The 24,978-nt window shown below is 71.2% G+C and carries 22 protein-coding genes and 1 riboswitch; of the genes, 12 read left to right on the top strand and 10 right to left on the bottom strand.

Translation table 11 applies throughout. The features are described from left to right. Positions 1-9 precede the first annotated feature (9 nt). The 3 genes from A3862_RS26740 to A3862_RS26750 form a co-directional block, all read right to left on the bottom strand. Positions 10-867, bottom strand: a complete 858-nt coding sequence (locus A3862_RS26740; protein ID WP_043755981.1) for a class I SAM-dependent methyltransferase — start codon at positions 865-867, stop codon at positions 10-12. 10 nt (positions 868-877) lie between these two features. Next, on the bottom strand, positions 878-1,387 hold the full coding sequence (locus A3862_RS26745; RefSeq protein ID WP_043349744.1) for an OsmC family protein: 510 nt from the start codon (positions 1,385-1,387) through the stop codon (positions 878-880). 116 nt (positions 1,388-1,503) lie between these two features. Continuing rightward, positions 1,504-2,628 (bottom strand): aminotransferase class I/II-fold pyridoxal phosphate-dependent enzyme, encoded by a 1,125-nt coding sequence (locus A3862_RS26750; RefSeq protein WP_043755979.1) that lies wholly within the window; start codon positions 2,626-2,628, stop codon positions 1,504-1,506. Between the two features lie 91 nt (positions 2,629-2,719). Between A3862_RS26750 and A3862_RS26755 the strand changes: the two genes are divergently transcribed. From A3862_RS26755 to A3862_RS26765, 3 genes are all read left to right on the top strand, one after another. Further along, the gene (locus A3862_RS26755) at positions 2,720-3,985 is read left to right on the top strand and encodes an adenosylmethionine--8-amino-7-oxononanoate transaminase (RefSeq protein WP_043755977.1); all 1,266 of its coding nucleotides are present in this window, start codon (positions 2,720-2,722) and stop codon (positions 3,983-3,985) included. Positions 3,986-4,119: 134 nt separating this feature from the next. Further along, a complete protein-coding gene (locus A3862_RS26760; protein ID WP_020093672.1) occupies positions 4,120-4,509 on the top strand; it encodes a response regulator in 390 nt (129 codons plus the stop codon). 135 nt (positions 4,510-4,644) lie between these two features. Then, positions 4,645-5,220: a MarR family winged helix-turn-helix transcriptional regulator gene (locus tag A3862_RS26765; RefSeq protein WP_052083832.1), complete on the top strand. Its 576-nt coding sequence runs from the start codon at positions 4,645-4,647 to the stop codon at positions 5,218-5,220. A 10-nt stretch (positions 5,221-5,230) separates the two neighbouring features. Here A3862_RS26765 and zigA read toward each other — a convergent pair whose 3' ends face one another. After that, complete coding sequence (gene zigA / locus A3862_RS26770) at positions 5,231-6,454, bottom strand: zinc metallochaperone GTPase ZigA (protein WP_043755970.1); 1,224 nt, start codon at positions 6,452-6,454, stop codon at positions 5,231-5,233. Positions 6,455-6,704: 250 nt separating this feature from the next. Between zigA and A3862_RS26775 the strand changes: the two genes are divergently transcribed. Next, positions 6,705-8,783: a TonB-dependent receptor gene (locus A3862_RS26775; protein ID WP_403091208.1), complete on the top strand. Its 2,079-nt coding sequence runs from the start codon at positions 6,705-6,707 to the stop codon at positions 8,781-8,783. A gap of 162 nt (positions 8,784-8,945) precedes the next feature. Here the strand turns inward: A3862_RS26775 and A3862_RS26780 are convergent, their stop codons facing one another. Both A3862_RS26780 and A3862_RS26785 read right to left on the bottom strand, forming a co-directional pair. Then, positions 8,946-10,403, bottom strand: a complete 1,458-nt coding sequence (locus tag A3862_RS26780; RefSeq protein ID WP_052083550.1) for a PepSY domain-containing protein — start codon at positions 10,401-10,403, stop codon at positions 8,946-8,948. Beyond that, positions 10,397-12,580, bottom strand: coding sequence for a TonB-dependent receptor (locus tag A3862_RS26785; RefSeq protein ID WP_043755967.1), 2,184 nt, complete (start codon positions 12,578-12,580; stop codon positions 10,397-10,399). Before A3862_RS26785 ends, A3862_RS26780 begins: the two co-directional genes overlap by 7 nt. A 284-nt stretch (positions 12,581-12,864) precedes the next feature. Beyond that, a riboswitch (cobalamin riboswitch) is annotated at positions 12,865-13,057 on the bottom strand. A gap of 139 nt (positions 13,058-13,196) precedes the next feature. Between A3862_RS26785 and A3862_RS26790 the strand changes: the two genes are divergently transcribed. From A3862_RS26790 to A3862_RS31695, 6 genes are all read left to right on the top strand, one after another. Beyond that, a complete protein-coding gene (locus tag A3862_RS26790) occupies positions 13,197-13,631 on the top strand; it encodes an NUDIX hydrolase (RefSeq protein WP_442919048.1) in 435 nt (144 codons plus the stop codon). Between the two features lie 142 nt (positions 13,632-13,773). Next, a complete protein-coding gene (locus tag A3862_RS26795; protein ID WP_111474116.1) occupies positions 13,774-15,180 on the top strand; it encodes an RluA family pseudouridine synthase in 1,407 nt (468 codons plus the stop codon). A 732-nt stretch (positions 15,181-15,912) separates the two neighbouring features. Further along, positions 15,913-16,293: a hypothetical protein gene (locus A3862_RS26800; protein WP_053610928.1), complete on the top strand. Its 381-nt coding sequence runs from the start codon at positions 15,913-15,915 to the stop codon at positions 16,291-16,293. A 58-nt stretch (positions 16,294-16,351) separates the two neighbouring features. After that, the gene (locus A3862_RS26805) at positions 16,352-17,017 is read left to right on the top strand and encodes an HAD-IA family hydrolase (protein ID WP_043352067.1); all 666 of its coding nucleotides are present in this window, start codon (positions 16,352-16,354) and stop codon (positions 17,015-17,017) included. A 46-nt stretch (positions 17,018-17,063) separates the two neighbouring features. Beyond that, entirely contained in the window at positions 17,064-17,855 is a 792-nt protein-coding gene (locus tag A3862_RS26810) for an ATP12 family chaperone protein (RefSeq protein WP_111474117.1), read from the top strand. A 299-nt stretch (positions 17,856-18,154) separates the two neighbouring features. Next, on the top strand, positions 18,155-18,313 hold the full coding sequence (locus A3862_RS31695; protein ID WP_162494518.1) for a hypothetical protein: 159 nt from the start codon (positions 18,155-18,157) through the stop codon (positions 18,311-18,313). A 23-nt stretch (positions 18,314-18,336) separates the two neighbouring features. On the opposite strand, the gene A3862_RS26820 is transcribed toward A3862_RS31695, so the two are convergent. Both A3862_RS26820 and A3862_RS26825 read right to left on the bottom strand, forming a co-directional pair. Further along, positions 18,337-18,828 carry a glutathione peroxidase gene (locus A3862_RS26820; protein WP_043352061.1) on the bottom strand — a complete coding sequence of 164 codons (492 nt, stop codon included), beginning with the start codon at positions 18,826-18,828 and terminating at the stop codon, positions 18,337-18,339. A gap of 298 nt (positions 18,829-19,126) precedes the next feature. Continuing rightward, positions 19,127-19,660: a hypothetical protein gene (locus tag A3862_RS26825; RefSeq protein ID WP_111474118.1), complete on the bottom strand. Its 534-nt coding sequence runs from the start codon at positions 19,658-19,660 to the stop codon at positions 19,127-19,129. 136 nt (positions 19,661-19,796) lie between these two features. Here A3862_RS26825 and A3862_RS26830 point away from each other — a divergent pair, with 136 nt between their 5' ends. After that, positions 19,797-21,185 (top strand): aminotransferase, encoded by a 1,389-nt coding sequence (locus A3862_RS26830; protein ID WP_043755953.1) that lies wholly within the window; start codon positions 19,797-19,799, stop codon positions 21,183-21,185. A gap of 219 nt (positions 21,186-21,404) precedes the next feature. On the opposite strand, the gene A3862_RS26835 is transcribed toward A3862_RS26830, so the two are convergent. Further along, the gene (locus tag A3862_RS26835; protein ID WP_043388750.1) at positions 21,405-22,727 is read right to left on the bottom strand and encodes an HlyC/CorC family transporter; all 1,323 of its coding nucleotides are present in this window, start codon (positions 22,725-22,727) and stop codon (positions 21,405-21,407) included. Positions 22,728-22,787: 60 nt separating this feature from the next. Further along, positions 22,788-24,239 carry a hypothetical protein gene (locus A3862_RS26840; RefSeq protein ID WP_236961551.1) on the bottom strand — a complete coding sequence of 484 codons (1,452 nt, stop codon included), beginning with the start codon at positions 24,237-24,239 and terminating at the stop codon, positions 22,788-22,790. A 330-nt stretch (positions 24,240-24,569) separates the two neighbouring features. Between A3862_RS26840 and A3862_RS26845 the strand changes: the two genes are divergently transcribed. Beyond that, positions 24,570-24,968 carry a DUF3775 domain-containing protein gene (locus tag A3862_RS26845; protein WP_043352051.1) on the top strand — a complete coding sequence of 133 codons (399 nt, stop codon included), beginning with the start codon at positions 24,570-24,572 and terminating at the stop codon, positions 24,966-24,968. Positions 24,969-24,978: the final 10 nt, after the last annotated feature.

The raw sequence follows: 24,978 nt of genomic DNA on the forward strand, positions 1-24,978 counted from the left end.
GATGCCGGCTCAGCCCGCCTGAACGAGCCAGCAGGCGGCGCGCAGGCGCACGGCGCCACCCGCCGCGTGCCGCGCGAGGGCCGCCGCCACGGCCGCCTCGGCCCGCGCCCGGAGATCCGGTGCGGCCTCGCGGACGAGGTGGGAGCTGGGGCCGAGGTTCAGGGAGACGTGGGTGGCCGCCGCGGTCGCCGCCGTGTCGGTCTCGCCCTGACCGACGACGATGTCCCGGTCGAGCGCGTCGCAGGTCACGCCGGCGAACCCGGCGGCGCGCAGGAGCGCGACCAGCGGGTCGGGGTCGGAGAAGCGGAAGGGCCCCGGCGTGTCGGGCTGCGGCGGAGGCGGGGGCTCCGGCAGGAGCGGAAGCACCGCGTCGCGCGGCACGCTCACCCAGTGATTCTCGGGCAAGGTCCGCCAGCACAGGAAGGTCAGCCGGCCGCCCGGCTTGAGCATCCGGCGAATGTTGGCGAAAGCGCCGGCGGAATCCGGGAAGAACATCACGCCGAAGCGCGACAGGATCCCGTCGAAAGGACCGAGATCGGCCGTCCCGACATCCGCCTCCACGAACCGGATCGGGGCGGTGCGTGCAACCTCCGCGGCGGCGCGGTCCCGCGCCACGGCGAGCAGCGGCGCCGAGATGTCGGCCCCCGTGACGCCGCCGCCGGGCCCGACCCTGCGGGCGGCCTCCAGGGTCGTGGCCCCCGCACCGCAGCCGATATCGAGCACCGTGTCGCCGGGAGCGAGGGGCGTGCGGGCGAACAGCGCCTCCGTCAGCGGGAGGAACATCGCGTCGAGGACGGCCTGATTGCGCGCCCAGCGCGTGCCGACCTCGCCGTTCCAGTATTCGGTCTGGGTGATGCCGCCCGCCATGCTCCCTCCGTCAGACCGTGGTCGTGGCCACGGACAGCTCGGGCTTGTGGTTCAGGGTCTGGAACACCACGCAGTAGCGCTCGGTCAGCTTCAGGAGCTGCGCCAGCTTGTCCTCCGGCGCGTCGGTATCGAGTTCGAAGAACAGGCGGATGCTGCGGAAGCCCACCGGCGCCTCCTTGTCGACCCCGAGGGTGCCGCGGAAATCGAGGTCGCCCTCGGCGCTGACCGTGCCGGCGCGCAGCGGGATCTCCAGGGCTGTGGCCACGGCCTTGAGCGTCACCCCCGCGCAGGCGACCAGCGCCTCCAGCAGCATGTCGCCCGAGCACAGCTCCGCCCCCGAACCGCCCGTCGCCGGATGGAGCCCGGCCTCCGCGATGGCGCGGCCCGTCTCGACCTTGCAGGCGATCTTGGTGTCGTCCAGCGTGCCCCTGGCCTTCAGTGTGATGACCGCCGCGTCCGGTGCGGTGCGGTACTTGTCCTTGATCGGAGCCTGGAGGGCTCGCAGCGTGGTGGCGTCCATGGCGTCGTCCTCTCAATTCCGGATCTGACCCGCTTCTCGGCGGCGGGCCGGCCGGAGCGTTCCGGCTCCGTCAGGCGCCCGGTATAGGTGCGCGCCACGCGGACGGGAAGCGGTTCTCAGGCGCGCCCGGTGAGGACGGCCACTGCTTCCGCGAGGGCGTCGACCTGGGCCTCGTCGTGGGCGGCCGAGAAGGCCACCCGCAGCCGCGCGGTCCCGGCCGGCACGGTCGGAGGGCGGATCGCCACCACCAGGAATCCCGAGGCCTCCAGCGCGGCCGAGATGTCGAGCGCCGCCTGCGCCTCGCCGACCAGGACCGGCACGACGGCGCTCTCGGCCTCCGGCAGGCCCAGACGGGCGGTGAAGCGCCGGGCGAGGGTCAGCGGTCGGGCACGCCGGTCGGGCTCCGCCTCCAGGATCGTCAGCGCCTCCAGGGCGGCGGCGGCCGAGGCCGGAGGCAGGCCGGTGGTGTAGACGAAGCTGCGGGCGCGGCTCGTCATCAGGTCGATGACCGGGCGCGAGGCGCAGAGATAGCCGCCATACGAGCCGAGCGCCTTCGACAGGGTGCCCATTTCCAGCGGCGCCCGCGGCCCGTCCTCGACCACGCCGATGCCGTGGGCGTCGTCCACCAGCGTCCAGGCGTCGAAGGTCTCCGCGATGCCCAGGATGTCGCCGAGCGGCGCCCGGTCGCCATCCATGCTGAAGACCCGCTCGGTGAGCACCAGGGCGCGCCCGTAATGGGGGCGGTGCTCCGCGAGCTGGGCCGCGAGGTCGCCGGGATCGTTGTGGCGGAACGTCAGGACCCGCGCGCCCGTCAGCCGCGCGCCGGCCCACATGCAGGCATGGGACAGCGCGTCCAGCAGGACGAGGTCGCCCCGCCCGGCCAGCGCCGGGGTAATGCCGAGATTGGCGAGATAGCCGCTGCCGAAGACCAGGGCGGCCTCCGTGCCCTTGTGGCGCGCGAGGCCGTCCTCCAGCGCGCCGAGATACGGATGGTCGCCGGTCACGAGCCGCGACCCGCCCGACCCCGCACCGTGGCTCGCGACGGCCGCCTGAGCCGCCGCGATCACCCGCGGGTGATGCGAGAGGCCGAGGTAATCGTTGCAGGAAAAGGAGACGAGCGTCCGGCCCCGTCGTGCCGCCGCGGCGCCGGAGCCGCGCTCCGTCGGAACCAGCGTGCGGCGCAGGCGACCGGCCTCGAGGGCTTCGAGTTTCCCGGTGGCGAAGGCGTCGAGGCTGTCCATGGGGATGGGGATGGGCGATGCCGCGGCGGCAAAGTCAAGCGGCGGGTGCCGGACTCTTGACCCCCGTCCGAGGGGCTTCCATGCCGGACGCATGACCCTCGAAACGCCCGCAGGCCATCTCTGGCGGCCCTACACGCAGATGCGCCTCGCCCCGCCGCCGCTGGAGGCGGTCGCGACGCATGGCACCCGCATCCGCCTCGCCGACGGCCGCGAACTCGTGGACGGCATCGCCTCCTGGTGGACCGCGGTGCATGGCTACAATCACCCGCACATAGCGGGCGCTGTCGCCGACCAGCTCGCGCGCATGCCCCACGTGATGTTCGGCGGCCTCACCCATGCGCCGGCGGAGACGCTGGCGCGCCGGCTCGCCGCCTTGCTGCCGGGCGATCTCGACCACGTCTTCCTCAGCGATTCGGGCTCGGTCGCCGTGGAGGTCGCGCTCAAGATGGCGGCACAGATGTGGATCAACCGCGGGGTGGGCGGCCGGACGAAGGTCCTGGCGTTCCGGGGCGGCTATCACGGCGACACGATGGGGGCGATGTCGGTCTGCGACCCCGAGGAGGGCATGCATCGCCGCTTCGGTGCCTACCTGCCGAGCCAGATCTTCTGCGACCTGCCGCGAAGCGCGGCCGAGACCGCGGCGCTCGACGCGGCCCTCGCGTCTCATCGCGATACCCTTGCGGCGGTGATCGTCGAGCCGCTGGTCCAGGGTGCGGGCGGGATGCGGATGCACCCGCCTGAGGTGGTCGCGACGATCGCCGGGCTGGCGCGCCGGCACGGATTGCCGCTCATCGCCGACGAGATCTTCACCGGCTTCGGGCGCACCGGCAGCCTGTTCGCCTGCGAGCAGGTGGGAATCGTGCCCGACATCGTCTGCCTGTCGAAGGCCCTTACGGGCGGCACGATGGCGCTCGCCGCCACGGTCGCCCGCACGGAGGTGTTCGCGGCGTTCTGGTCCGAAGACCCCGCGGCCGCGCTGATGCACGGCCCGACCTTCATGGCCAATCCCCTGGCCTGCGCAGCGGCCAATGCCAGCCTCGATCTGTTCGAGGCGGAGCCACGGCTGATCCAGGCCCGCGCCATCGCGGCCCGTCTCGCCGAGGGGCTGGAACCCCTGCGGCGGGTGCGCGGCGTGGCGGATGTCCGGGTACTCGGTGCCATCGGAGCGGTGCAGTTCGCCCGTGCGCCCGACTTGGCCGTCCTCAAGGCGCGATTGCTCGCCCGCGGCGTCTGGGTCCGGCCGTTCGGCGACATCGTCTATCTCACCCCCGCCCTCACGATCGATGCAGCGGATCTCGACCGGCTGATCGAGGCGGTCGCCGCGGTGGTGACCGAGCTGGCGCCCGGATCGGCATGACGACCGGGCGTTCCACATTCCCGTGAGCCGTCTCCGCGGGCGCCTGCAACCCGTGACCGTTTCTGCCGTTGGGCCTACGGCTGGAGATGCGTGCGGCGGCCCGCGCGGCCGGACGCTGCCAAAGGGAGTACACAGTGGCGAGCGAGCAGACGGGTTCGAGCGGCGATCGGCCGGTAATCCTCCTCGTCGAGGACGAGGCGCTGACGATCATGGACCTCGGGGACGTGCTGGAGGAAGGCGGCTACGACACCGTTCAGTGCGCCTCGGCCGAGCGCGCGCTGAGCATCCTGCAGGCGCGCCCGGACATCTGCGGCCTGGTCACGGACGTGCAGCTGTCGGGAAAGACCGACGGGTTCGATCTGGCGAGTTCCGTGGCCGAGGCGCGGCCGCAACTGCCGATCCTGATCGTCTCCGGGCGCGCGGCCCCGGATCCGGCCCGCATGCCCGAGCATGCCGAGTTCATCGCCCGGCCCTGCACCGGCGAGGATATCCTGGACCGTCTTCAGCGCCTCATGCACTGCTGATCCGACCTTCACGTCGGCCCCGTCATCGCACCGTCACCGGCCAGCGCCACACGGACCGGAGCGGCCGCGTGACGGGGGTGGACGGTGCAGTTTCAGGATCGTCCGGCGGCCGCCGGCATTAATTCGGACGCTCCGGTGGGCGACAAGCAGAAGCGCGATCATCAGGACGAAGCTGCGGCCGTGCTCGGCCACACGTCCAAGAAGATGCGGCCGCCCGGCGTCCGCAGCGTCGGTTGGGCGCTGGTGCAGGCGGCGCGCCTGCACCGCGCCCGCACCGGCGACCGGCTGGCCAAGCTGGGGCTTTTCGCCGGCCAGGAGCAGGTGGTGCAGGCGCTGGCCGCGGCCGGCACCATGACCATGGGTGATCTCGCGGCGCTGCTGCGAGTGCGGCCGCCCACCGCGTCCAAGACCGTGACGCGGCTCGCGGCCCTCGGCATCGTCGAGCGCCGGGCCGAGTCGGGCGATGGCCGCGTGGTCCGGGTTCAGCTCACGGAAGCCGGCATGGCCAAGGCCGAGGCGATCGAGCGGATCCAGGAAGAGGTCGAGGCCGAGTTGCTCGACCACCTCGACAAGACCGACCGCCGGCGCCTGCGCAAGCTCCTGCGCAAGGCCGCCCGCGGCCTCGCCGAGGCAGCCGGTGCCTCCGGTCAGGTGACGGAGGCCGATGCCGAGATCGAGGCCGAGGACGAGACGGAGGGCCTGCCGGCCTGACCGGCGGGGCTCAGGCCGCAGCCCGGCGCCAAGCCGGGAACGGATCCGGCAGTTCGCGGTAGGGCGCGGGATCGAAAGGTGCGCGATCCGGGCCGGTGTCCACGAGGCAGGCATCGAGCGCGGCGATGAGCGCGGCGCGGTCCATCCCGGATCCGATGAAGACCATTTCCTGGCGCCGGTCGCCCCAGACCTCGCTCCAGACCGTATGCAGGCGCTCCCGGAACTCGGGCGCCTCCGGCCAGCGCCGCCGCGGCACCGCCGACCACCAGAACCCCATCGCGGAGACCCTGGCCACGGCCCCCGCCAGGGAGAACTCGCCGACCCAATCCGGCCGCGTCGCCAGCCAGAAATGGCCCTTCGCCCGGATCAGGCCCGGCCAGGTGGCGTTGACGAAGGCGTTGAAGCGCTCGGGGTCGAAGGGGCGCCGGGCCCGGTAGACGAAGGAGGCGATGCCGTATTCCTCGGTCTCCGGTACGTGCGCGTGGGCGCCGTAGAGTTCCTTGAACCAGAGCGGGTGCTGCTGCGCCTTCTCCTCGTCGAACAGGCCGGTGTCGAGGATTTCCGCGAGCGGCGCACGTCCGTGTTCGGTCTCGAGGATGCGGGCGTCGGCGTTCAGGCCGCGCACCACCGAGCGGACCAGCGCGAGATGCTCGGGTGAGACGTCGTGCGCCTTGTTGATCACCACCACATCGGCGAACTCGATCTGCTCCACGAGCAGGTCCACGAGCGTGCGCGTATCCTCGGCGCCCGCGGTCTCGCCGCGCTCACGCAGGAACGCGGCCGAGCCGTAATCCTTCAACAGGTTCACCGCGTCGACCACGGTCACCATCGTGTCGAGCCGGGCCAGATCCGACAGGGAGCGGCCCGCCTCGTCCCGGAACGAGAAGGTCGACGCGATCGGGAGCGGTTCGGCGATGCCGGTGCCCTCGATCAGCAGGTAATCGAACCGCCCGGTCTCCGACAGGCGGCGGACCTCGGCGAGCAGATCGTCGCGCAGGGTGCAGCAGATGCAGCCGTTGGTCATCTCGACGAGGGTCTCGTCCGTCCGGGACAGGTCGGCTCCGCCCGCGCGGACGAGGTCGGCATCGATGTTGACCTCGCTCATGTCGTTCACGATCACCGCCACCCGGCGGCCGTCGCGGTTGTTCAGAACATGATTGAGCAGCGTCGTTTTGCCGGCTCCGAGAAAGCCGGACAGGACGGTGACGGGCAGGCGGCGATCGGGCTGTGTCATGCCGCAATCAAAATGTTATAACATTTCAAAGTCAAGGCGGTGAAACGCTCCGCAGCGGCGGGACCCGGCGAAGCTGTTGCAACGATGTAACGTTTCTCAAGCGTGTCGGGATGGCGCGGGATTACACCTTGCACCGGACCCGAGGTCCGCGACACTGAAACAGTATAACACTATGTGAGTCTCCATGTCCCGCCTGCGTCGCCTCCGCTTCCTTGCCGGCACAATGCTGTCCTCGACCGTCTGCACCGGCATGCTGGCTCCGTCGGTTGCCCGGGCCCAGCAGGCCGTCACCCTCGACGAGATCAGCGTCACCAGTCCGAGCCCGATCCAGGCCCCGCGCACCGCGCCGATCGCCGACGCGGCGGTCCCGATCGGCGTTCTGCCGGTGGCGACCAACACCTTCTCCCCCGTCACCGTGGTCACCCAGGAGCAGATCGCGCGCGATCAGCCCCGGACCCTGGGCGACGCCCTGTTCGACAGGCCGGGCATCTCCGGCACGTCCTACGCCCCGGGCGCGGCCTCACGGCCGATCATCCGCGGTCTCGACAATGCCCGGGTGCGCATCCAGGAGAACGGCATCGTCAACGGCGGCGTGTCCGACCTCGGCGAGGACCACGCCGTGCCGGTGAATCCGCTGGTGGCCGACCGGATCGAGGTGATCCGCGGCCCCGCGACCTTGCGCTACGGCTCCGGCGCCATCGGCGGCGTAGTCTCGGCGGACAACAACCGGGTGCCGACTTTCATTCCGGCGAACGGGGTGCAGGGGCAGGTGACCACCGGCTTCTCCAGCGTGGACAACGGCCGTCTCGGGGCCGCCACGGTGGATGCCGGCGGCGATGGCATCGCGGTCCACGCCGACGGCTTCAAGACGGCCAACGACAGCTACGCGATCCCCGGCGGGATCCAGCGCAATTCCTACAACGAGTCGCAGGGCGGCGCGGTCGGCATCTCGGCGATCGGCGACCGCGGCTTCGTCGGCATCTCCTTCAGCCACTACGACGCCATCTATGCGATCCCCGGCGGCGTGGCGGAGCAGGACCGGACCCGGCTGACCCCGAACCAGGACCGCGTCCTGTCGCGGGGCGAGTACCGGCCCCTCGACGGTCCGTTCGAGGTGATCCGCTACTGGGCGGGCTACTCGGTCTACCGCCACAACGAGGTCGGCATCGGCGAGGACGGGATCGAGGGCGTCCAGGCGATCTTCAAGAACCGGGAGGCCGAAGGGCGCCTGGAACTCCAGCACGTCCCGGTCTTCACGGATCTCGGCAAGCTCACCGGCGCGCTCGGCTTCCAGTCGGACCGGCGTGTGATCAACACGCAGCTCGAATCGTTCCTGCCCAAGACCGAGTCCCGTGCCAACGCGGTCTACCTGTTCGAGGAGCTGGAGCTGCGTCCGGGCACGCGTCTGCAGGCGGCCGGGCGCTACGAGGTCGATCGGCTGTCGAGTACGGCCGCGCAGTTCCCCAGCGATTACGTGCCCGTCGACGGGCAGGAGCCGTTCCAGTACGCCCGGACCCGCCGCTTCGCGCCGAAGAGCGCCAGTATCGGCGCCCTGCAGGATCTGCCCTACGGCTTCGTGGCGAGCCTCACCGGCTCCTATGTCGAGCGCGGACCCACCGGCTACGAGCTGTTCTCGCAGGGGCCCCACGACGCCACCGCGACCTTCGAGATCGGCAACCCGAACCTCAAGAAGGAGCGCGCCCGGACCGTCGAGGCCAGCATCCGGCGGGCCGAGGGACCCTTCCGCCTCGACGCCACCGGCTACTTCACGCGCTATACCGGCTTCATCTACCGCAACTACACGGGGCTGACCTGCGACGACGACTTCGCCTCCTGCGGTGTCGGCACCGACAACCGGCAGATCGTCTATCAGCAGCAGAACGCGACCTTCTACGGCGCCGAGATCATCGGCCAGTACGACCTCCTGCCGGTGGGCAACGGCTTCGCCGGCATCGAGGGGCAGTTCGATTTCGTCCGCGCTCAGTTCGACAACGGCACCAACGTGCCGCGCATCCCACCCTACCGGCTCGGCGGCGGCGTCTACCTGCGGGCCGACGGATGGTTCGCGCGGGTGAACCTCATCCACGCCTTCAGCCACGACGCCACGGCGGTCTACGAGACGCCCACGCCCGGCTACGACGACCTGCGGGCCGAGCTGAGCTACACCAAGGCGGTCGATCCCGCGGTCTACGGGGCGAGCGCGATCACCCTCGGCGTCCAGGGCCGCAACCTCCTGAACGACGACATCCGCAACTCGACCTCGTTCAAGAAGGACGAGATCCTGCTGCCGGGGCGGAACGTGCGGCTGTTCCTGACGGCGCGGTTCTGAACGCTGCGGCCGCCACGGCGCCGTCCTTGCGCGAGCGGCGAAGCCATCCAGGGCTGCGCCGGACGTCGCGTTGTCGGCGGGCACCGGGTCACTGCGCTTTCGGCGTGACGACCAAGCGGGCGTGATCGGCCGCGTCGGGCACCGGGAGCCTCGGCCGGCCTCTTAGGCCGACAGAACGCGGCGCAGGCGGCGCCAGCCCGCGACCAGACCGGTGACCGCGATCCCCGCCGCCAGGAGGTTCAGGACCCATTGGGCGGCATCGTGGAGCGAGCGGTTGCCGCTGAGCCCCGGCAGATCGAGGCGGTGCGCGGCGTCGAACAGCCAGCGGTTGATGCGGCCGGAGCGATCCAGGCGCTGGAGGATGGTCCCGTCCCGGGGATCGACGTGGAGCCACGTGGCGTCCGGATCAGCGAAGCGCAGGCGCAGCACCGGAAGCGGCCGTGGGTCGATCCCGTGCGGATACCAGTACAGGTCGTAGGCGGTCAGGGTCTCTGCCGTCCGTAATCCGCCGGGCAGGGCCGGACCGGCGGCCCGCGCGAGCGCGGCGGCATCGAGGAGCGTGCCGTCATCCGCCCTGCGGCTCCGGGCTCCCGCCGGTGTGTCGGCGACGATCCACCAGGACCCGCCGATGGCGGCGAAGCGCAGCGCGCGGGTTCCGGCCTCTGCGAAGCCCCGCAGGGCTCCGGCGTCGAGGCCGAGGGGGGCGGGCTGTCCGGCATAGGCGGCGCGGATCTTGGCGGGCGCAGCGTTCGACGAGAACCAGCGGTTCGGGTTCATCGAAATCCAGCCGCTGAGGATGAAGGTGCTGAGTCCGATTCCGCCCGCGAGGCCGAACAGGTGGTGCCAGCGTGCGAGACCGCGATAGGGCGTGACGGCCCCGCCCGCGTAGCGGCGGCGGAGGCGCAGGCGCCAGATCCCGATCGCGAGGCCGCTCAGCGCCCCGAGGGCGGCGAAGCCGGACAGCCAAAGCAGGACCGTCCGCCACAGATCGGCCCGGGCGCGCAGCGGCGTCAGGTAGATCCAGTGCGCCACGGCGCCGGCCCAGTTCCAGCCGCGCTCGAAGCGGGTCGTGTCGAGGGCGACCTCGCCGGTGACCTGAGACACGTAGAGCTCGGTCCCGGCCGCATCGTCGAGGACGACCTTCAGGAATGGCCGGAGCGGGTCGTACCGGGCCGTGACGGTCCACTGGTCCCGCTCGACCGGATCGACATGTGCGCCCGGAATCCCCTCGGCCGCGAGACGCAACGCATCCTCGGGCCTCAGCGGGCCGAGCCGCTCCCCGGTCCGCGCCGAGACCGTGGCCCGGCGCCCCTCGCGGTCGGCGATCCGGTAGACCGGTTCCGCACCGCGCATCTCCAGGGCGAAGGCCGCCGGCACGCCGGCAAGACCGCCGGCCCGCAGCGCGTCGTCGGGCGCCACCGCGACGCGCTCCCAGGCGATCGGTGCGAGTCGGTCCAGGCGCTCGGCCCCGGTGAGCGCCGGGAACGGCACGTAGAGCATCACCAGTCCGGAGCCGATCCACAGGGCGAAGAACAGCCCCGCGGCGATCCCGGCCCAGCGGTGGAACAGCAGCAGCCAGCGCCGTCCCGCCTTGCCGAGCCGCCGCGGCAGGCTCACCACGTCACCGTGTAGGCGACCTCGACCGAGCGCGGCCGCCCGAGCAGCCAGTTGGTCCCGACCCCGTTCACGGCATTGCCGCTGATCGCGTAGACCTTGTCGAACAGGTTGTAGACCCGCACGGACAGGCGCGACTCCGCCGTGACCTGATGGTCGAGGACCACGTTGACGAGGTTGTAGGCCGGGCGCCGCGCCGTATTGCCGAAGTCGCTGTAGACCTGCCCCACGTTCTGAAGCCCGACCCGCGCGGTCCAGTCGCGGTAGACGTCCCAGGTCAGCCAGAGGTTGGCCACCCGCTCCGGCACGTCGATGGGCTGGTTGCCGGCATACGACACGGTGGCGCCGTTCACCGTCTGGTCGAACCGGTCGTACTGCGCGTGCAGCAGCGCGAGGTTGCCGTCCAGCCGCCAGCCCGGAGCAAAGCGCCAGCCCAAGGCCAGCTCGAATCCCTGCGAGGACTGGCTCCCCACCTGCGTGGACAGCGTCGGCTGGCCGGGGATTGCCGAGATCAGGTTGTCCTTGACGATCCGGTAGCCCGCGATGGTCCATTCCACGGCACCGTCGAAGGCAAGACCCTTGGCGCCGATCTCGACTTGATCGCCTGTGGCGAGCTTGAAGCCCGCCAGCGACTGGTTCAGCGTGATCAGGCTGTTCACCGGGTCGGTGGCGAAGCTGTACTGGGCGTAGAGCGCGCTGTCCGGCGTCGGGTTGTAGACGAGGCCGAACCGGTAGCCCAGCGCCCGGTAGGTCTTCTCGAACCGCGATCCCGTCTGCAGGTCCTCCCGATTCAGCGTTGGCACGTCGAGGCGCACGCCGGTGAGGAACGAGAGCTTGTCCGACAGGATCAGACGGTCCTCCGCGAAGACCGAGGCTTGGCTCGTCTGCGTGGCGTAGGCCGGACGGGCTCGCCCGTTCTGCGGGAAGAGGCCCGGATCGTAGCCGACGAGCGGCACGCTGGTGGTCTGGTCGAAGTAGAAGTTATTGGTGTGCCGGAAGTCGATGTGGTTCACGTCGAACCCGGCCACGAACTGGTTGGGCAAGCCGAACAGGCTGCCCCGGAACGTCGCGTCGAGCCGGTCACCGACCTGCTCCTGGCTGTGGTAGATTTCCAGATAGTCGCCCCGGTCCACCAGCCCGGTGCCGCGGTTGTAGGAATATTGCTCGACGTCGAGCCAGTGGCGCCGGCTTGTGAGCCGGTAGGCGGTGTTGCGGATCGTGATGTCGGCCGAGGGCGACCATTCGGTCTTGAGCTGGGTCCAGTTGTCGGCCCAGGTGATCTTCGCGTCCCGGACGTTGTAGTTGTTGAACCGGATGAGGTCCGGGATCCGTCCCTCGACGAGCGGCGTGCCCCAGTAGCGGGCGGGCTCCTGGTAGCCGAGATCGTGGCTCAGGGTGAACGCCAGATCGGCGCTCGGTCGGAACAGCAGGGCGGCCGAGACCGCGAGGTTGCGGAAATCGCCCTCCGGCCGGATCCAGCCGTCGGCGCGATTGCCGCTGACGTTGAGGCGATACGCGAAGGTGTCGCCGAACTCCGCTTGACCGATTCCACCGCCCGAATCGAACGCAAGGCGCGCAACGCCATCCGTGCCGACAACGGCGCGGGCGACGTTGATCGGCACGAAGACCGGCTTCTTCGGCACCACGTTGATCACGCCGCCGATGGCGCCGTCGCCGTACAGCACCGAAGACGGGCCGCGGAGCACCTCGATCCGCTCGACGTTCCACGTGTCGAACGGGAAGGTCACCGTGTTGGCGCCGACGTAGAAGCGCGTGCCGTCGTAGAGCTGCTGGATCGAGTTCGGGCCGGCGAAGCCCCGGGACGTGAAGGCGCCGTTGCCGTTGCCGGGTGCCGCGATCGTGGTGATGCCGGTGGCGTCCTGGGTCACGGCCTCGGCGATCGTGTCCTGACCGCGCAGCCGCGCGGTCTCACCCGACACGATGTCGAGGCTCGCCGGCGTCTCCAGCGGCGTCAGACCGAGGCGGCTCGCGGTCCGGTCGGGGGTGCGCAGATTGAGGCCGGTCGGCGCAGCGCGGTTCGGGTCTCCGCCCGCGCCGGCCACGGAGAGTTCATCCAGGGTGACGGCCTCCTGGGCGGCGCTCGGACTGGCGAGGAGCGCGAGGAGAACGCCGCAGAGGGGAGCCGGCCCGCCGGAGCGGGCGCGATGGATCGAGAGAAGCATGGGGGAAGCGGTCCGTGCACGGCGCGCGCCGGCCCCTTCGTCCTATAAGCATTGTAATAACATTACAATGCTTTGACCGCCTGGAAACCTGAGCCTGAGCGGGTGCGCGGAGGCCTCCCGGAACAGGGATCGCAGGTCGCGAAACGGTGGAGACGGACATGGGAACGGCGTCGCGGGCGCGCTTGCTGTGGCACGTCACCGCGAACGAGGCCTCGGCGGCCGCCTCCCCTCGGGATTGACGGCGCCTCGACACCCGCCAGGACACCCCGCCCGGCGCGTTTCGCGTGTGACCACGGCTGACGGCAGGTCTCCTGGCTCGCGGGTCGCCGCCCTCGCACCGTCTTCCCGGGGTGACCCAGTGACGTGGTGGTGAAGGGCTCGCCGCTTACAGTTGCGGGGGCAGCCGCGGCTTCGGGGCGGACCCCTCATCGCGTTCCCTTTTGATCCCCGAGGGGAACCGTCGAGGAACAGCTTGGCCGTCGTGCGTCCGGGCGTCAACCGCACGTCCGGGAGTTGTCGTGGATCGACGCGGCGGCCCGCCGGTTCGTTGCGGCGCCGTCGGGAACGATTTAGCCGGTTCGGCATGACGGTCTGGCGTCCCCCTGCGGAGATCCGCGTGAAGGCCTTGGGGCTCCCCCGGCGCGGCGATAGCCTGCTGGTGGCGGAGATCCATGCGGATGACGGACGGCTGACAGGTGTCCGGCCCCTCGGTGGCAGCGTTGCGTTCGGTGAGAGGGCCGAGGACGCGCTGATCCGGGAGTTCGAAGAGGAGCTCGGCGTCACCGTCACGGTGCTCGGCGGCCCGCGCGTCGTGGAGAACATCTTCCTGCACGAGGGGCAGGTCGGGCACGAGGTGCTGTTCCTGTTCCCGGTCGCCCTGCCGCCCGGCCGGTTCGACGGACAGGAGCGCTTCGTCTTCCACGAGGATTGCGGCACCGCCTGCGTGGCGCGGTGGTGCGATCTCGACGGGCTCGACGTCCCGGGCGGGCCGGAACTCTTCCCGGCCGGGCTGAAGGCCTTGCTCCGCGCGGCGTGGGACGCGGAGCCCTGACGGGCGCGATCGCGCTGCCGCCTTTGCCGCTGCGCGCGGGCGATGCTACAGCCGTGCAATCCCATCGGTCCGGACGTCCGCGACGCCGCGGCCCATGCGCCCGGACGCTCCGTCCGAAGCGGAGACGGGTGCCGGCGGAAGCATGACGACACGACCTCCCAAAAGCGGCGGGCCGAAGGGGCGCAAGCCTCAGGCCGGCAAGTTCGATGCGGGCAAGTTCAAGCCCGGCAAGTTCCAGGCCGACGGCCGTGCCCGTACGGGCCCGCGCACCAGCGCCCGCGACGCTGCAGAGCGCGCGGCCCGCAATCGCGGCGACGATGCGGGTGCGCGCGATCCCTGGGGTGCGCAGGGCGCCGCAGCCGCAGCCCCGGCCCGGCCCGCGAAGCCGCGGCGCGACGCCGCCGCGCCGCGCGGTCCGCTGGCGGCGAAGCCCGGCAGCCGGCCCGTTTCCAAGCGCTCGGAGGCCCCTGCGCCTGCCCCGGCCCCTTCCCCCGCGCCGACACCCGGTCCGACCCGCCGCGAGCAGCGCGCGGCCGCCTCCGCGACCCTCGCCTCCGGGGTGCAGACCCTGATGGTCGAGCCGGACGAGGCCGGCATGCGGATCGACCGCTTCCTCACCGCGCGTTTTCCGCTCCTGCCCTTCACCCGCGTGCAGACCATCGTCCGCAAGGGCGAACTGCGCGTCGACGGCAAGCGCGCCAAGCCGAACGACCGGCTGGAGCCGGGCATGAGCGTGCGCGTGCCGCCGCTGCGCCTCGACCAGCCCTCCGAGCGCCCGCGCAACGCCGCCCGCGAGCAGGACGATGCCGAATTCATCCGGTCGCTCATCCTCTACGAGGATGCCGACATGATGATCCTCAACAAGCCCTTCGGCCTCGCGGTCCAGGGTGGTTCGGGGACGGTCCGGCACGTGGACGGCCTGCTCGCCGCCCTCACCGGCCCGGATGGCCAGAAGCCGCGCCTCGTCCACCGGCTCGACAAGGATACGGCCGGCTGCCTGATCGTCGCCAAGACCCGGCTCGCCGCCGCGACGCTCGCCAAGAGCTTCCGCTCCCGGGCCGCGCGGAAGATCTACTGGGCGCTGACCGCGGGCGTGCCGCGGGTCCGGCAGGGGCGTGTCTCGACCTACCTCGCCAAGGAGGAGCCCACCGACGCCGACGCGCGGATGCGCGTCGCCAAGCACGGCGACGAGGGGGCGAGCCACGCGCTGACCTACTACGCGATGGTCGATCAGGCCGCCCAGAAGCTGTCCTGGCTGTCGTTCAAGCCGGTGACCGGACGGACGCACCAGCTGCGCGCCCACGCGGCCCATATCGGCCACCCGATCGTCGGCGACCCGAAATACTTCTCCGTGGAGAATTGGGAGCTGCCGGGGGGCATCCAGAACCGCCTGCACCTGCTCGCCCGCCGGATCGTCATCCCGCATCCGCGCACCGGCAAGCCCGTGGACGTGAGCGCGCCGCTACCGCCCCACATGGCGCAGAGCTGGAACCTGCTGGGCTTCGACGCCACCCGCTACGACCCGATCGTCGAGGCCCCGGAAGCCTGAGCGGGCAGCCAGGGCACGGCCGGGTCCGTCAGGGCGTCCGGGACTTCCGGCCGCCGCCCTGCGGCGCGACCCGCCGATCGCCGTCGGGGCCGCGCCCGGTATGCCGTCGCGACGGTCCCGCGTCTGGTCGAGTCCGCGCCGGACCTCCTGGGCTGCGGCCACGACCCGGGTCGGGCAGGAGAACCGCTTCGCCGTGCCCGTCGCCCTTCGGCCGAATGCGCGTCCCGAGGGCGGTATCCTCGACCCGGCCCGGATGCATCGGCGGGACGATCGCCCGTCCGGTCGAGGCTCCTGCAAGCTTCGCTGGTGGATAGGGGTGATGGCTCCGGAGGTCCGTCGCGCCTGCGCCGCCGTGCCGGCACGCAAGGGGCAACGAAGATGGGCGCCTGCGCTCGGTTCAAACGATCGCCCAGGTGCCACTGCGGCGACGCGACGCGCCGGATGGCGGGATCCCCGCTCAGAGAAGCGCGTGAGGCCGTCTCGGTCTCCGGTGAGAGGTCGGTTTCGCGCATCAAAGCGGGCAGCCGCAGGAGCCTGATCGCCGGATCCCCCTTCCATCCCCAAATCATTGTCGCGGGAGATGTGCGCTGCGGTATCCCCGGTGAAAGTGGACCGTCATCGGGGCGGGCCGTGCCGCGCATGCCTTGGCAATCGGCCGTGCCGCCTCATATGCTGCCCGCGTCCCGCCGATCCGCTGCGGGGCCAGTTTCCGGCGGTTCGAGACCCTGACATATGAAGCTCGCGATGCTGGCCTGCCTCGCCGCCCTGTGCCTCACCGGGCCGATCGCGCACGCCGCACCAGGCGAGGCAGCCAAGGCGGCGCCGACCGCGAACGGCGCCCATCCGGCCGAGGCGGCGTCGCCGCATCCGCCCGCCGCTCCCGCCGCGAATGCGGCGCCCACGCAGGCCGCGCAGCGCCCGGCCCCGAACTCCCGCGCGGAGCGCCGCCGGCGTTCCTATGCGGCCTGCAATCGCGCCTCGCACCAGCGCGGCCTGCGCGGCGGCAAGCGCCGGCGTTTCCTGATCCGCTGCCGGCTCGGCTACGAGCGGACCCGGGTTCCCGGCGGTCAGCCCGCCGCGGCCGCGCCGGCACAGCCGGGCCGGAAGCCGTGACCGAGTCCGACATCCGCCCATCCGCGCCGTCGGGGCCGCCTTTGGCGCGTCGTCGGCGATGAGGCTCGTCGTCTTCGACGTCGACGGCACCCTCGTCGACAGCCAGCACCTGATCGTGGCGGCCCAGGAGGTGGCCTTCGCGGAGAATGGCCTGCCGGCCCCGGGGCGGCGCGAGGCGTTGTCCGTGGTGGGCCTGTCACTGCCGCAGGCCTTCCGGCGTCTGGTCGGCGAGGACGGCCCCGTTGCGGAACTCTCGGAGAGCTACAAGCAGGCCTACAACCGCCTGCGGCTCGATCCGGCCCATGAGGAACCGCTGTTCCCCGGGATGGCCGACCTGCTGACCCGGCTCCATGACCGTGGGGATGTGCTGATCGGCCTCGCGACGGGGAAGTCGCGGCGCGGCGTCGACCGGCTTATCGCGCATCACGGCTGGGCGGAGTGGTTCGCCACGACCCAGAGCGCCGACGACGCGCCGTCCAAGCCGGACCCGACCATGCTGCGGCAGGCGATCAGCGAGGCCGGTTGCGCGCCGGAGGCGACCGTGATGGTGGGCGACACGACCTTCGACATCGCCATGGGCGTGGCGGCCGGTGCCACGGCCATTGGGGTCGCCTGGGGGTATCATCCGCCGGACGCGCTCTACGGGGCCGGGGCCGTGACGGTCGTCCCGACGGCCGCTGCGCTGGAGGTGCTGCTTCTCGAGGGCCTCGCGACGGGCGGCTGATGGCGAAAGGCTCGCGCGCCGGGCCGGAAACGCCTATCTCGCGTCCATGAGCGATCAGACGACAGACTGGCTCGGCGAACCGGGCGACGGCGCGCGGCCCGACCCGATCCGTGCGGCCCGGGGCCATTCCAAGCCCGCCCTGCCCCGGCGGTTCTACACGGAGGCCGGCTTCTCCGAAGAGGCCGACGGATTCCGGCTGACCCTGGACGGACGTCCGGCCAACACGCCGGCCCGCAACCCGCTGCGGCTCCCGAGCCGCGCCCTGGCCGAGCGGGTCGCGGCGGAATGGGCGGCCCAGGACACTGCGATCGACCCGGCACAGATGCCGCTGACGCGGCTCGCCAACACGGCGATCGACGGCGTCACGCCCCGCTTGGCTGCAGTGGCGGCCGATCTCTGCGCCTATGCCGGCACCGATCTCGTGGCCTATCGCGCTGGTGACCCGGAGCGCCTCGTGGCGGCGCAGGCGGCGGCCTGGGACCCGATCCTCGCCTGGGCGCGGGACGAGTTCGGTGCGCGGGTGATCCTGAGCGAGGGCGTCATGCATGTCGAGCAGCCCGCCGACACGATCCAGACCCTCTCCACGGCGGTGAATGCGGTGACGGATCCGTTCCGGTTGGCCGGACTGCACACCCTGACCACCCTGACCGGCTCCCTTCTGATCGCGCTGGCGGTGCTGCGTGGCCGCCTGGCCCCGGCGGAAGCCTGGGACGCCGCTCACGTCGACGAGACCTACCAGGCTGCCGTCTGGGGGCGCGACGCGGAGGCGGAAGCACGCCTCGCGGCGCGCCGGATCGAGTTCGAGGCGGCGGCCGCGTTCGTCGGCGTCGAAGGCTGAGCCGAGACCCGAAGTGCGATCCGTCGCGCAGATGCAATTGGGCAACAATCCGGCATTCGCGGCGCCCGGTCGGCTTCAGCGGCTGACAAGCCGCGAACACTGTTTTACGGTCGGCGCACATTGTGTTCGAGTCGACAATGCGTTCCGATCAGCCTGTCCGATGCAGATTTGAAGGCGAACTGGCGACGCTGATTGCCTCGAAGCAATCGTTCCGGGATCTACCCGCGCGATACGCGCTCTTCGACGCTCTTTCGGACCTCGAACGCAGGGCAAAGAGCGCCGGTGCCCCCGACCTGACCTTGCGCAAGATCGCCGAGATCCGCTTCCTGACGGGCATCCTGCGCGAGTCGGTGCGCCCCTTCCCGGTCGCGTCCCTGCGGACGGTGCTGCGGGCTCGCGAGCGGGTCGACCGACGCCGCGTTCCCGCCTCCGAGGCGGCGGATCTCGACGCGGTCTGACGCCAAGGTCACGCCGACGCGGCTCAGGCTGGCGCGGCCAGGGCCGCCTGGATCTTCGCCTCCAGGGCCGCGGGCTTCGTCCCGGGCGCGAAACGGGCGATGACCCGGCCGTCACGACCCACCAGAAACTTGGTGAAGTTCCACTTGACCATCCGCGTGCCGAACAGCCCCGGTCGGGCCTGGGTAAGATGGGCGTAGAGCGGATCGGCATCCGGCCCGTTCACCGCGATCTTGGCGAGGACCGGGAAACTCACGTCGTAGCGCAGCGAGCAGAACTGCGCGATTTCGGTGGCGTCGCCCGGCTCCTGGGCGCCGAACTGGTTGCAGGGGAAGCCCAGGATCGTCAGACCTTCCTCCCGGTATCGGCGCCACAGCGCCTCCAGGCCCTCATATTGCGGGGTGAAGCCGCAGCGGGAGGCCGTGTTGACGATGAGCAGCACCTGTCCGCGATGCTGCGCGAGCGGGTAAGGCGTGCCGTCGGCCGCGGACACGCTGAGATCGTGAACTGTCGTCATGCCCGATCACTTGAACAAACCGGCCGGTTCCGCAAGACGCGCGCATCATCTCATCGCGACCGCGCCGCGGCGGCGCCGGCGGCGCGTCGGGCCCGCCTCCCCTCCGAGTCCGGCGTGGGGATGCCGCGCTGTCGCGTCCCCATCCGGGGCGCATCCACGGTGCCGGAGGCGCCGGGCACCGGACTGCCGGACAGGCAATCCGCCCGGCTGACGAGCGTCCGACCCGGAGTGCTGAAACGGAGCGGTCACGTGTCCATGAGCCCCTGAGAGTGGGCTCCTCCGGTCCGGGCCGATGGGCTCAGGCCGGGACTTTCCGGACGTCGAAGCTCGGGCCCTGCGGGGTCATGCGGTCGGTGGTGACGATGCGTTCGTGGGCGCCGACCACTCCGAGACTGACATCGCGGTCCGGCAGGACGACGGTGGTGCTCTTGTTGAGGTGGACCAGCACGTGCCGCCGCAGCGGCACCGAGGCGACGGCCCAGCGTTTGAGCTGCCCGTAATAGGGTTCGCGCCGCCACGCGCCCGCTTGGCCGGGATCGACCTGGACGTTCATGTTGCGGGTGAGCGGGTCGAGGCTCAGCACCATCTTGGCGCGATCCGGCTTCCATTCCGGTCCGAGCCAGCCTTCCGTCATCCAGAGGCAGTGGAATGCCCGGCAATGGTCGGGCCGGGTGGCGTGGATGGCGCAGCCCTGGCCGGCCCTGGTGTGCCGGCACCATTGTCCGGCCACGCTCTCCACCGCGGGCACGTCGTAGACCTTGCAGCAGAGCGTGCAGGCGCCGCAGGCGCGGCCGGGGGCGGGTTGTGCGACGAACGTTTCCGGATTGAGCATCGGTCGGGCGTCAACAGAGGCGGTCGCGGGCGGCATGCGTCCGGTAACGGCCGGCCGCGGGTCCTTCGGGCTACCTGCCGGGGCATCGGGTCGGTAGTGTGGCGGCGGTGACCCTCGCACGAGGACCTTGCGAACCATGCTCTCGAATCTCGCGACCCGCGACGTCGAAACCGTTCTCCACCCCTACACCAACCTGTCGACGCACCGACAGATCGGTCCGCTGGTTCTGGAGCGCGGCGAGGGTGTGCATGTCTACGACACCGAGGGGCGTCCCTATATCGAGGGCATGTCCGGCCTGTGGTGCACGGCCTTGGGCTATTCCAACGCCGAGCTGGTGGAGGCGGCCCGGGCGCAGATGGCGCGCCTGCCCTTCACGCACCTGTTCTCCGGCCGCAGCCACGATCCGGGTATCGAACTCGCCGAGACGCTCAAGGAGCTGATGCCGGTTCCGACCTCGAAGATCTTTTTCACGTCTTCGGGATCCGAGGCCAACGACACGCAGGTCAAGCTCACGTGGTATTACAACAACGCCCTCGGGCGCCGGAATAAAAAGAAGATCATCGCTCGGCAGAAGGGCTATCATGGCGTGACGGTCGCCAGTGCGTCGATGACCGGGCTCGCCGCGAATCACGCCGACTGGGACCTGCCGCTTCCGGGCTTCCTGCACGTCTCCGCCGCCCACCATTACCGGGGCGCCGAGCCGGGCGAGAGCGAGGAGGCCTATTCCGCGCGCCTCGCCGCCGAACTGGAGGAGACCATCCTGCGGGAGGGGCCGGACACGGTGGCGGCCTTCATCGCCGAGCCGGTCATGGGCGCGGGCGGCGCGATCGTGCCGCCGCGGGGCTATTTTTCCGCGATCCAGGCGGTGCTGGCGAAATACGAGGTCCGCTTCATCGCCGATGAGGTGATCTGCGGCTTCGGACGGCTCGGCACGTGGTTCGGCAGCGAGGCGCTGGGTGCCCGGCCCGATTCGATCTCCTTCGCCAAGGCCCTGACCTCGGCCTACATGCCGCTCGGCGGCGTGAGCATCGACGAACCGCTCTACGAAGCCCTTGTCGGCCAGAGCGAGAAGATCGGCACCTTCGGCCACGGCACCACCTATTCCGGACACCCGGTGGCTGCGGCCGTGGCGCTGAAGGCCATCGAGATCTATCGCCGCGACCGCATCATCGAGGGGGCGGCCGAGAAGGCACCCCAGTTCCAGCGTCGCCTCTCGGCGCTGGCCGGGCACGACCTCGTGGGCGAGGCCGGGGGCATCGGGCTGATCGGCGGCCTGGAGATCGTCGCCGACAAGGCCACCAAGCGGCAATACGACCCCAAGACCGGCGTCGCTGCGCGCTGCGTCGCCTTCGCGCAGGGCGAAGGGCTGATCGTGCGGGCGCTTGCCGGCGACCGCGTCGCGGTCTGCCCGCCGCTGATCATCGCGCCGGATGAGATCGATGCCCTGTTCGACCGGCTCGGCCGGGCGCTCGACCGCACCCGGGACTGGATCCGTGCCGAGGGGCTGGAGGCGATGCCGGGCTGAGGCGCGCGGCCGGTCGCGGATGGACCTCAGACGGACGGCGGGAAAACCGTCGTCCGGACCCGGTGCCGCACCCGCATTCCGGTCGAAGACGCGCGCCCCGTCATTTTGCGTGGCGCGACGTGACCCGGCATGCCGCGAGGTCCATCAGCATCGCGCCTCCAAAAGGCGGCGCTGTGCGCGCGGACGCGGCGACGTCGAAGCCGCCGCCCGCACGCGGCATCACACCGCGTCGCGCTGCGCGTCCGGCTGAGCGGTGGCCTGGAGCCCGGTCGCCGTCAGCGGCGTGATGCGCAGCGTGGTGATCCGGTTCTTGGCCTTCCGCAGCACCTGGAAGCGGAAGCCGTGGAAGTTGAAGGCCGTCCCCTGATCCGGGATGGTCCGGGCCTCGTGGATGACGAGGCCCGCGATCGTGGTCGCCTCCTCGTCGGGGAGTTTCCAGTCCATCGCGCGATTCAGGTCGCGGATCGGCACGCCGCCATCGACGTTCACCGACCCGTCCCCCTGCGGGCGCACCCCCGAGACCGTGACGTCGTGCTCGTCGGCGATGTCGCCGACGATCTCCTCCAGGATGTCTTCCAGAGTCACGAGGCCCATCACCTCGCCGTACTCGTCGACCACCAGGGCGAAGTGGGTCTTCTTGGTGAGGAAGGCCTTGAGCTGGGCGCGCAGGGACGTGGTGCCCGGCACGAACCACGTCTCCAGGGCGAGCGCCTCGACCTTGAGGCCCGAGGCGTCGCCCCCCGCCGCGTCGAGCGCCCGCAGAAGGTCCTTGGCGTGGAGCACGCCGACGATGTTCTCCGGCGTGCCGCGCCACAGGGGCATGCGCGTATAGGGCGAGGACAGGACGGCGCGGACGATGTCCTCGGAGGGCTGGTCGGCGTCGATCGCCCGCATCTTGGTGCGGTGGACCATGACGTCGGAGACCGACAGGTCCGAGAGGTCGAGGAGGCCGCCCAGCATGTCGCGCTCGGCCTTTGCGACGCCCCCCTCCCGGTGCATCAGCGCCACCTGCCCGCGCAGCTCCTCGGCGGCGGTGAGGATCGACTGGTGCTCGCCGATGGTGACGCCGAACGGCTTCAGCATCAGCCGCACGAGATGCTCGATGGCGATGGCCAGCGGGCCCATCAGCGCCACCGCGAAGGCCACCGGCCGGGCGGTGAGCAGCGCCGCCTTGTCGGGCTTGGAGATGGCGAGGGTCTTCGGCAGCACCTCGGCGAACACGATGACCAGCACCGACATGCCGACCGTGGCGTAGATCACGCCGCTCTTGCCGAACAGCGCGGTGAGCACGCTGGTGGTGAAGGCCGAGGCACCGATCGCCACGATGTTGTAGCCGATCAGCATGGCGCCGATGAAGCGCTCGCGGATCGCCAGGATGCGGTTGACGATCGCGGCCCGCGGGTCGCCCGCCTGTTCGAGGGCGTGCATCCGCGCCCGCGACGCGGCCGTGAAGGCCGTCTCCGCGCCCGCGAAGAAAGCCGAGAGGAGCAACGAGATCGCCACGATGCTCGCGGCGAACCACAGGTCGATATGGGTTTCCATCGGGTCCGTCAGGCACGCCGCGCGCGGCTTGTCGGCCGCCCATATAGCGCCTCCCGCGACTTATTGCGCGCCGATCTGGCGCACCGTCCACGTCGCCCAGTAGACGGGCCTTCCGTAGAGGCTCGACGTGTCGCGGCCGGAGGCGGTCGGAGCGAGCCGGTCGAGCCAGGTCAGGAACCCGGCCTTGTTCGGATAGATCGCCGGCGTGTCGAGGTTGCCTTCCGCGTCCGTCATCCAGAAATGCGCGCTCCGATCGTACCGGCCGCTGCCGTCGCCCCCCGAGCGCAGTCCGAGATAGGCCGGCGAGCGGCCGGCTTCGACCGGATCGGCGTAGAGCTTGAGGGCGCCGATGCCGTCGAGGTTCATGTCGGCGGTGTACTGGAGGCAGATGTCCGCCACGGGGCCGCCCGGCGCGTTGGCCGGCCGCTGGCACGTGTAGGAGACCGCCCAGCGCTGCAAGCCCTTGGCCCGGGCCACCCGCACGAGGGACCCGGGCGGCAGCGGCCCGGCGAGCTTGCGGGCCGTCGACCAGACCTTCGCCCCGGACAGGTCCTGTGCGGTGCGCAGGAAGAGCCCGGTGCGGCGCTTCTCGGGGGCGAGGCCGCAATCCTCGGGCAGCACGTCGGTGTAGACGTAGTGATAGGTGCGATCCACGACGCTGATCGAACCGGCGAGCCCGTGGGTCTCGAAGGCCGGGGCCGTGCAGGCCGAGGTCACCGGCTTGCCCGCCTCGTCGATCACCGCGGCGGGGGCGGGCGGGTCGCTGCGCCGCCCGCGGCCCGCGCCCGCCTCGAACGGCGTCCAGGCCAGGCCGTACCCGTCCGCGGTGCGGGTGCGGATCTCGAAGGTTTGGAAATCGAGGGTCCGGGCCTCGATCTGCACGCGGCGGCGGACATCGGCCGGGCCGGACGTCGGCGCGTCCTGCTCCGCTCGCCGGCGCCCACGGCGGCCCCGGCGCTCGGTCTCGGCATCGTCCCCGCCGGTGACGCCCACGCGCTCCTGCCCGAGCAGGAAGACGTAGCTGTAGGCCTCCCCGGCCCAGGTGCGGCCCGTCACCGCGATCGGGTCGCGCGGGCCGATCCCCTCGGCCGTCGGTGTCGGTTCGGACCAGCCGCGCGCCCGCGTGCTCTGCTCTGGCAGGTCGACCCAGAACCGGTCGGCCGTGGGCGGCAGCGTCGTGACCAAGGCCTCGAAGGTCCGCCCGGTGCGCAGGGCGCCGCCATCCCGGCTGTCCGTGGCGCGGCGCTCCGGGCAGGGCTCGTCCCGTCGGGATGCCACCGGGGTCTGCCCCTGGAACAGGGCCTGGATCGGGCCCGGTGCCTCGGAACGGGCAAGCCGCAGGAGCTGAACGCCGCGTACGAACGCGCAGGGCGCCGGCGCGATCAGGACGCCCTCGGCCTCCGAGCCATCCCGGCAAATCTCGAGGGCGCCGCCGCCGGTGAGGAAGCAGCTCGGCGCGCTGCCCTCGTAGCTCGCGGGCCTGGCCTCGGCGTGGACCGGTCCAAGCAGCACGGATCCGGCCACTCCCCAGAGCCCCGCGAGGGCGCCGACGTGCCAGCGGCGCCCGGCCGAGCGCCGAGACCTTGAGTCGCGTACGCAGGAGACGGTGGTATCGGCGAAGGATGTTCCAGCAGACTCTATAGAAACCACGTCTATCGCCGATGTTGACCCGGTTATCGAAATAGTCTCGCAGGCTCTATCCTACGGTGGTCGAACCGGGAAGTGGCGCGGACCACGCACCGCGCCTTCGATGGGGATGGGGCGAACCCCGGGCCCGCTCGTCCGTTGTCGCGGCTTGAGGGCCCCGCTTGGCCGCTCCTGTCAGCGTTCGGAGATCAGCGCATGGATATCGCCGTCGAAACCGTCACCGACATCGTCATGCGGCTGCGCGCCATCGAGGTGAAGGAGGGCAACACCGATCCGGATTCGGGCTCGAACCCGATCGACGACGGGTCCACCGACGTCCTGACCTCCGGCACCGACGACGCCACGGAATCCGAGGTCCGGGGCCTGATCGCCGGGCTCGACGACGATTCCCGGGCCGAGCTGCTCGCCCTTCTCTATATCGGACGCGGCGACATGGAGCCCGAGGAGTGGAGCGAGGCCGTGCGCTTCGCCCGCGAGCGCGAGGCCGCTGGCGAGGGCGCCGTGCGGGAGCTGCTGGGCTCGCCCGACGCCGGGGATCTGCTGGAGGAGGGCCTCGACGCGATGGGGCTCAGCCCCGAACTGCCGCAGGCCTGAGCGCCCGGGA

The sequence above is a fragment of the Methylobacterium sp. XJLW genome (assembly GCF_003254375.1).
Taxonomy (GTDB): Bacteria; Pseudomonadota; Alphaproteobacteria; order Rhizobiales; family Beijerinckiaceae; genus Methylobacterium; species Methylobacterium fujisawaense.

What these genes read in the sequence shown, in the direction of transcription:
- A3862_RS26775 (WP_403091208.1), top strand. Translation starts at nt 6,705, where the DNA reads ATGCTGGCTCCGTCGGTTGCCCGGGCCCAGCAGGCCGTCACCCTCGAC.
- A3862_RS26805 (WP_043352067.1), top strand. Translation starts at nt 16,352, where the DNA reads ATGAGGCTCGTCGTCTTCGACGTCGACGGCACCCTCGTCGACAGCCAG.
- A3862_RS26750 (WP_043755979.1), bottom strand. Translation starts at nt 2,628, where the DNA reads ATGGACAGCCTCGACGCCTTCGCCACCGGGAAACTCGAAGCCCTCGAG.
- A3862_RS26835 (WP_043388750.1), bottom strand. Translation starts at nt 22,727, where the DNA reads ATGGAAACCCATATCGACCTGTGGTTCGCCGCGAGCATCGTGGCGATC.
- A3862_RS26830 (WP_043755953.1), top strand. Translation starts at nt 19,797, where the DNA reads ATGCTCTCGAATCTCGCGACCCGCGACGTCGAAACCGTTCTCCACCCC.
- A3862_RS26800 (WP_053610928.1), top strand. Translation starts at nt 15,913, where the DNA reads ATGAAGCTCGCGATGCTGGCCTGCCTCGCCGCCCTGTGCCTCACCGGG.
- A3862_RS26740 (WP_043755981.1), bottom strand. Translation starts at nt 867, where the DNA reads ATGGCGGGCGGCATCACCCAGACCGAATACTGGAACGGCGAGGTCGGC.
- A3862_RS26745 (WP_043349744.1), bottom strand. Translation starts at nt 1,387, where the DNA reads ATGGACGCCACCACGCTGCGAGCCCTCCAGGCTCCGATCAAGGACAAG.
- A3862_RS26845 (WP_043352051.1), top strand. Translation starts at nt 24,570, where the DNA reads ATGGATATCGCCGTCGAAACCGTCACCGACATCGTCATGCGGCTGCGC.
- zigA (WP_043755970.1), bottom strand. Translation starts at nt 6,454, where the DNA reads ATGACACAGCCCGATCGCCGCCTGCCCGTCACCGTCCTGTCCGGCTTT.
- A3862_RS26820 (WP_043352061.1), bottom strand. Translation starts at nt 18,828, where the DNA reads ATGACGACAGTTCACGATCTCAGCGTGTCCGCGGCCGACGGCACGCCT.
- A3862_RS26755 (WP_043755977.1), top strand. Translation starts at nt 2,720, where the DNA reads ATGACCCTCGAAACGCCCGCAGGCCATCTCTGGCGGCCCTACACGCAG.
- A3862_RS26785 (WP_043755967.1), bottom strand. Translation starts at nt 12,580, where the DNA reads ATGCTTCTCTCGATCCATCGCGCCCGCTCCGGCGGGCCGGCTCCCCTC.
- A3862_RS26795 (WP_111474116.1), top strand. Translation starts at nt 13,774, where the DNA reads ATGACGACACGACCTCCCAAAAGCGGCGGGCCGAAGGGGCGCAAGCCT.
- A3862_RS26825 (WP_111474118.1), bottom strand. Translation starts at nt 19,660, where the DNA reads ATGCTCAATCCGGAAACGTTCGTCGCACAACCCGCCCCCGGCCGCGCC.
- A3862_RS26810 (WP_111474117.1), top strand. Translation starts at nt 17,064, where the DNA reads ATGAGCGATCAGACGACAGACTGGCTCGGCGAACCGGGCGACGGCGCG.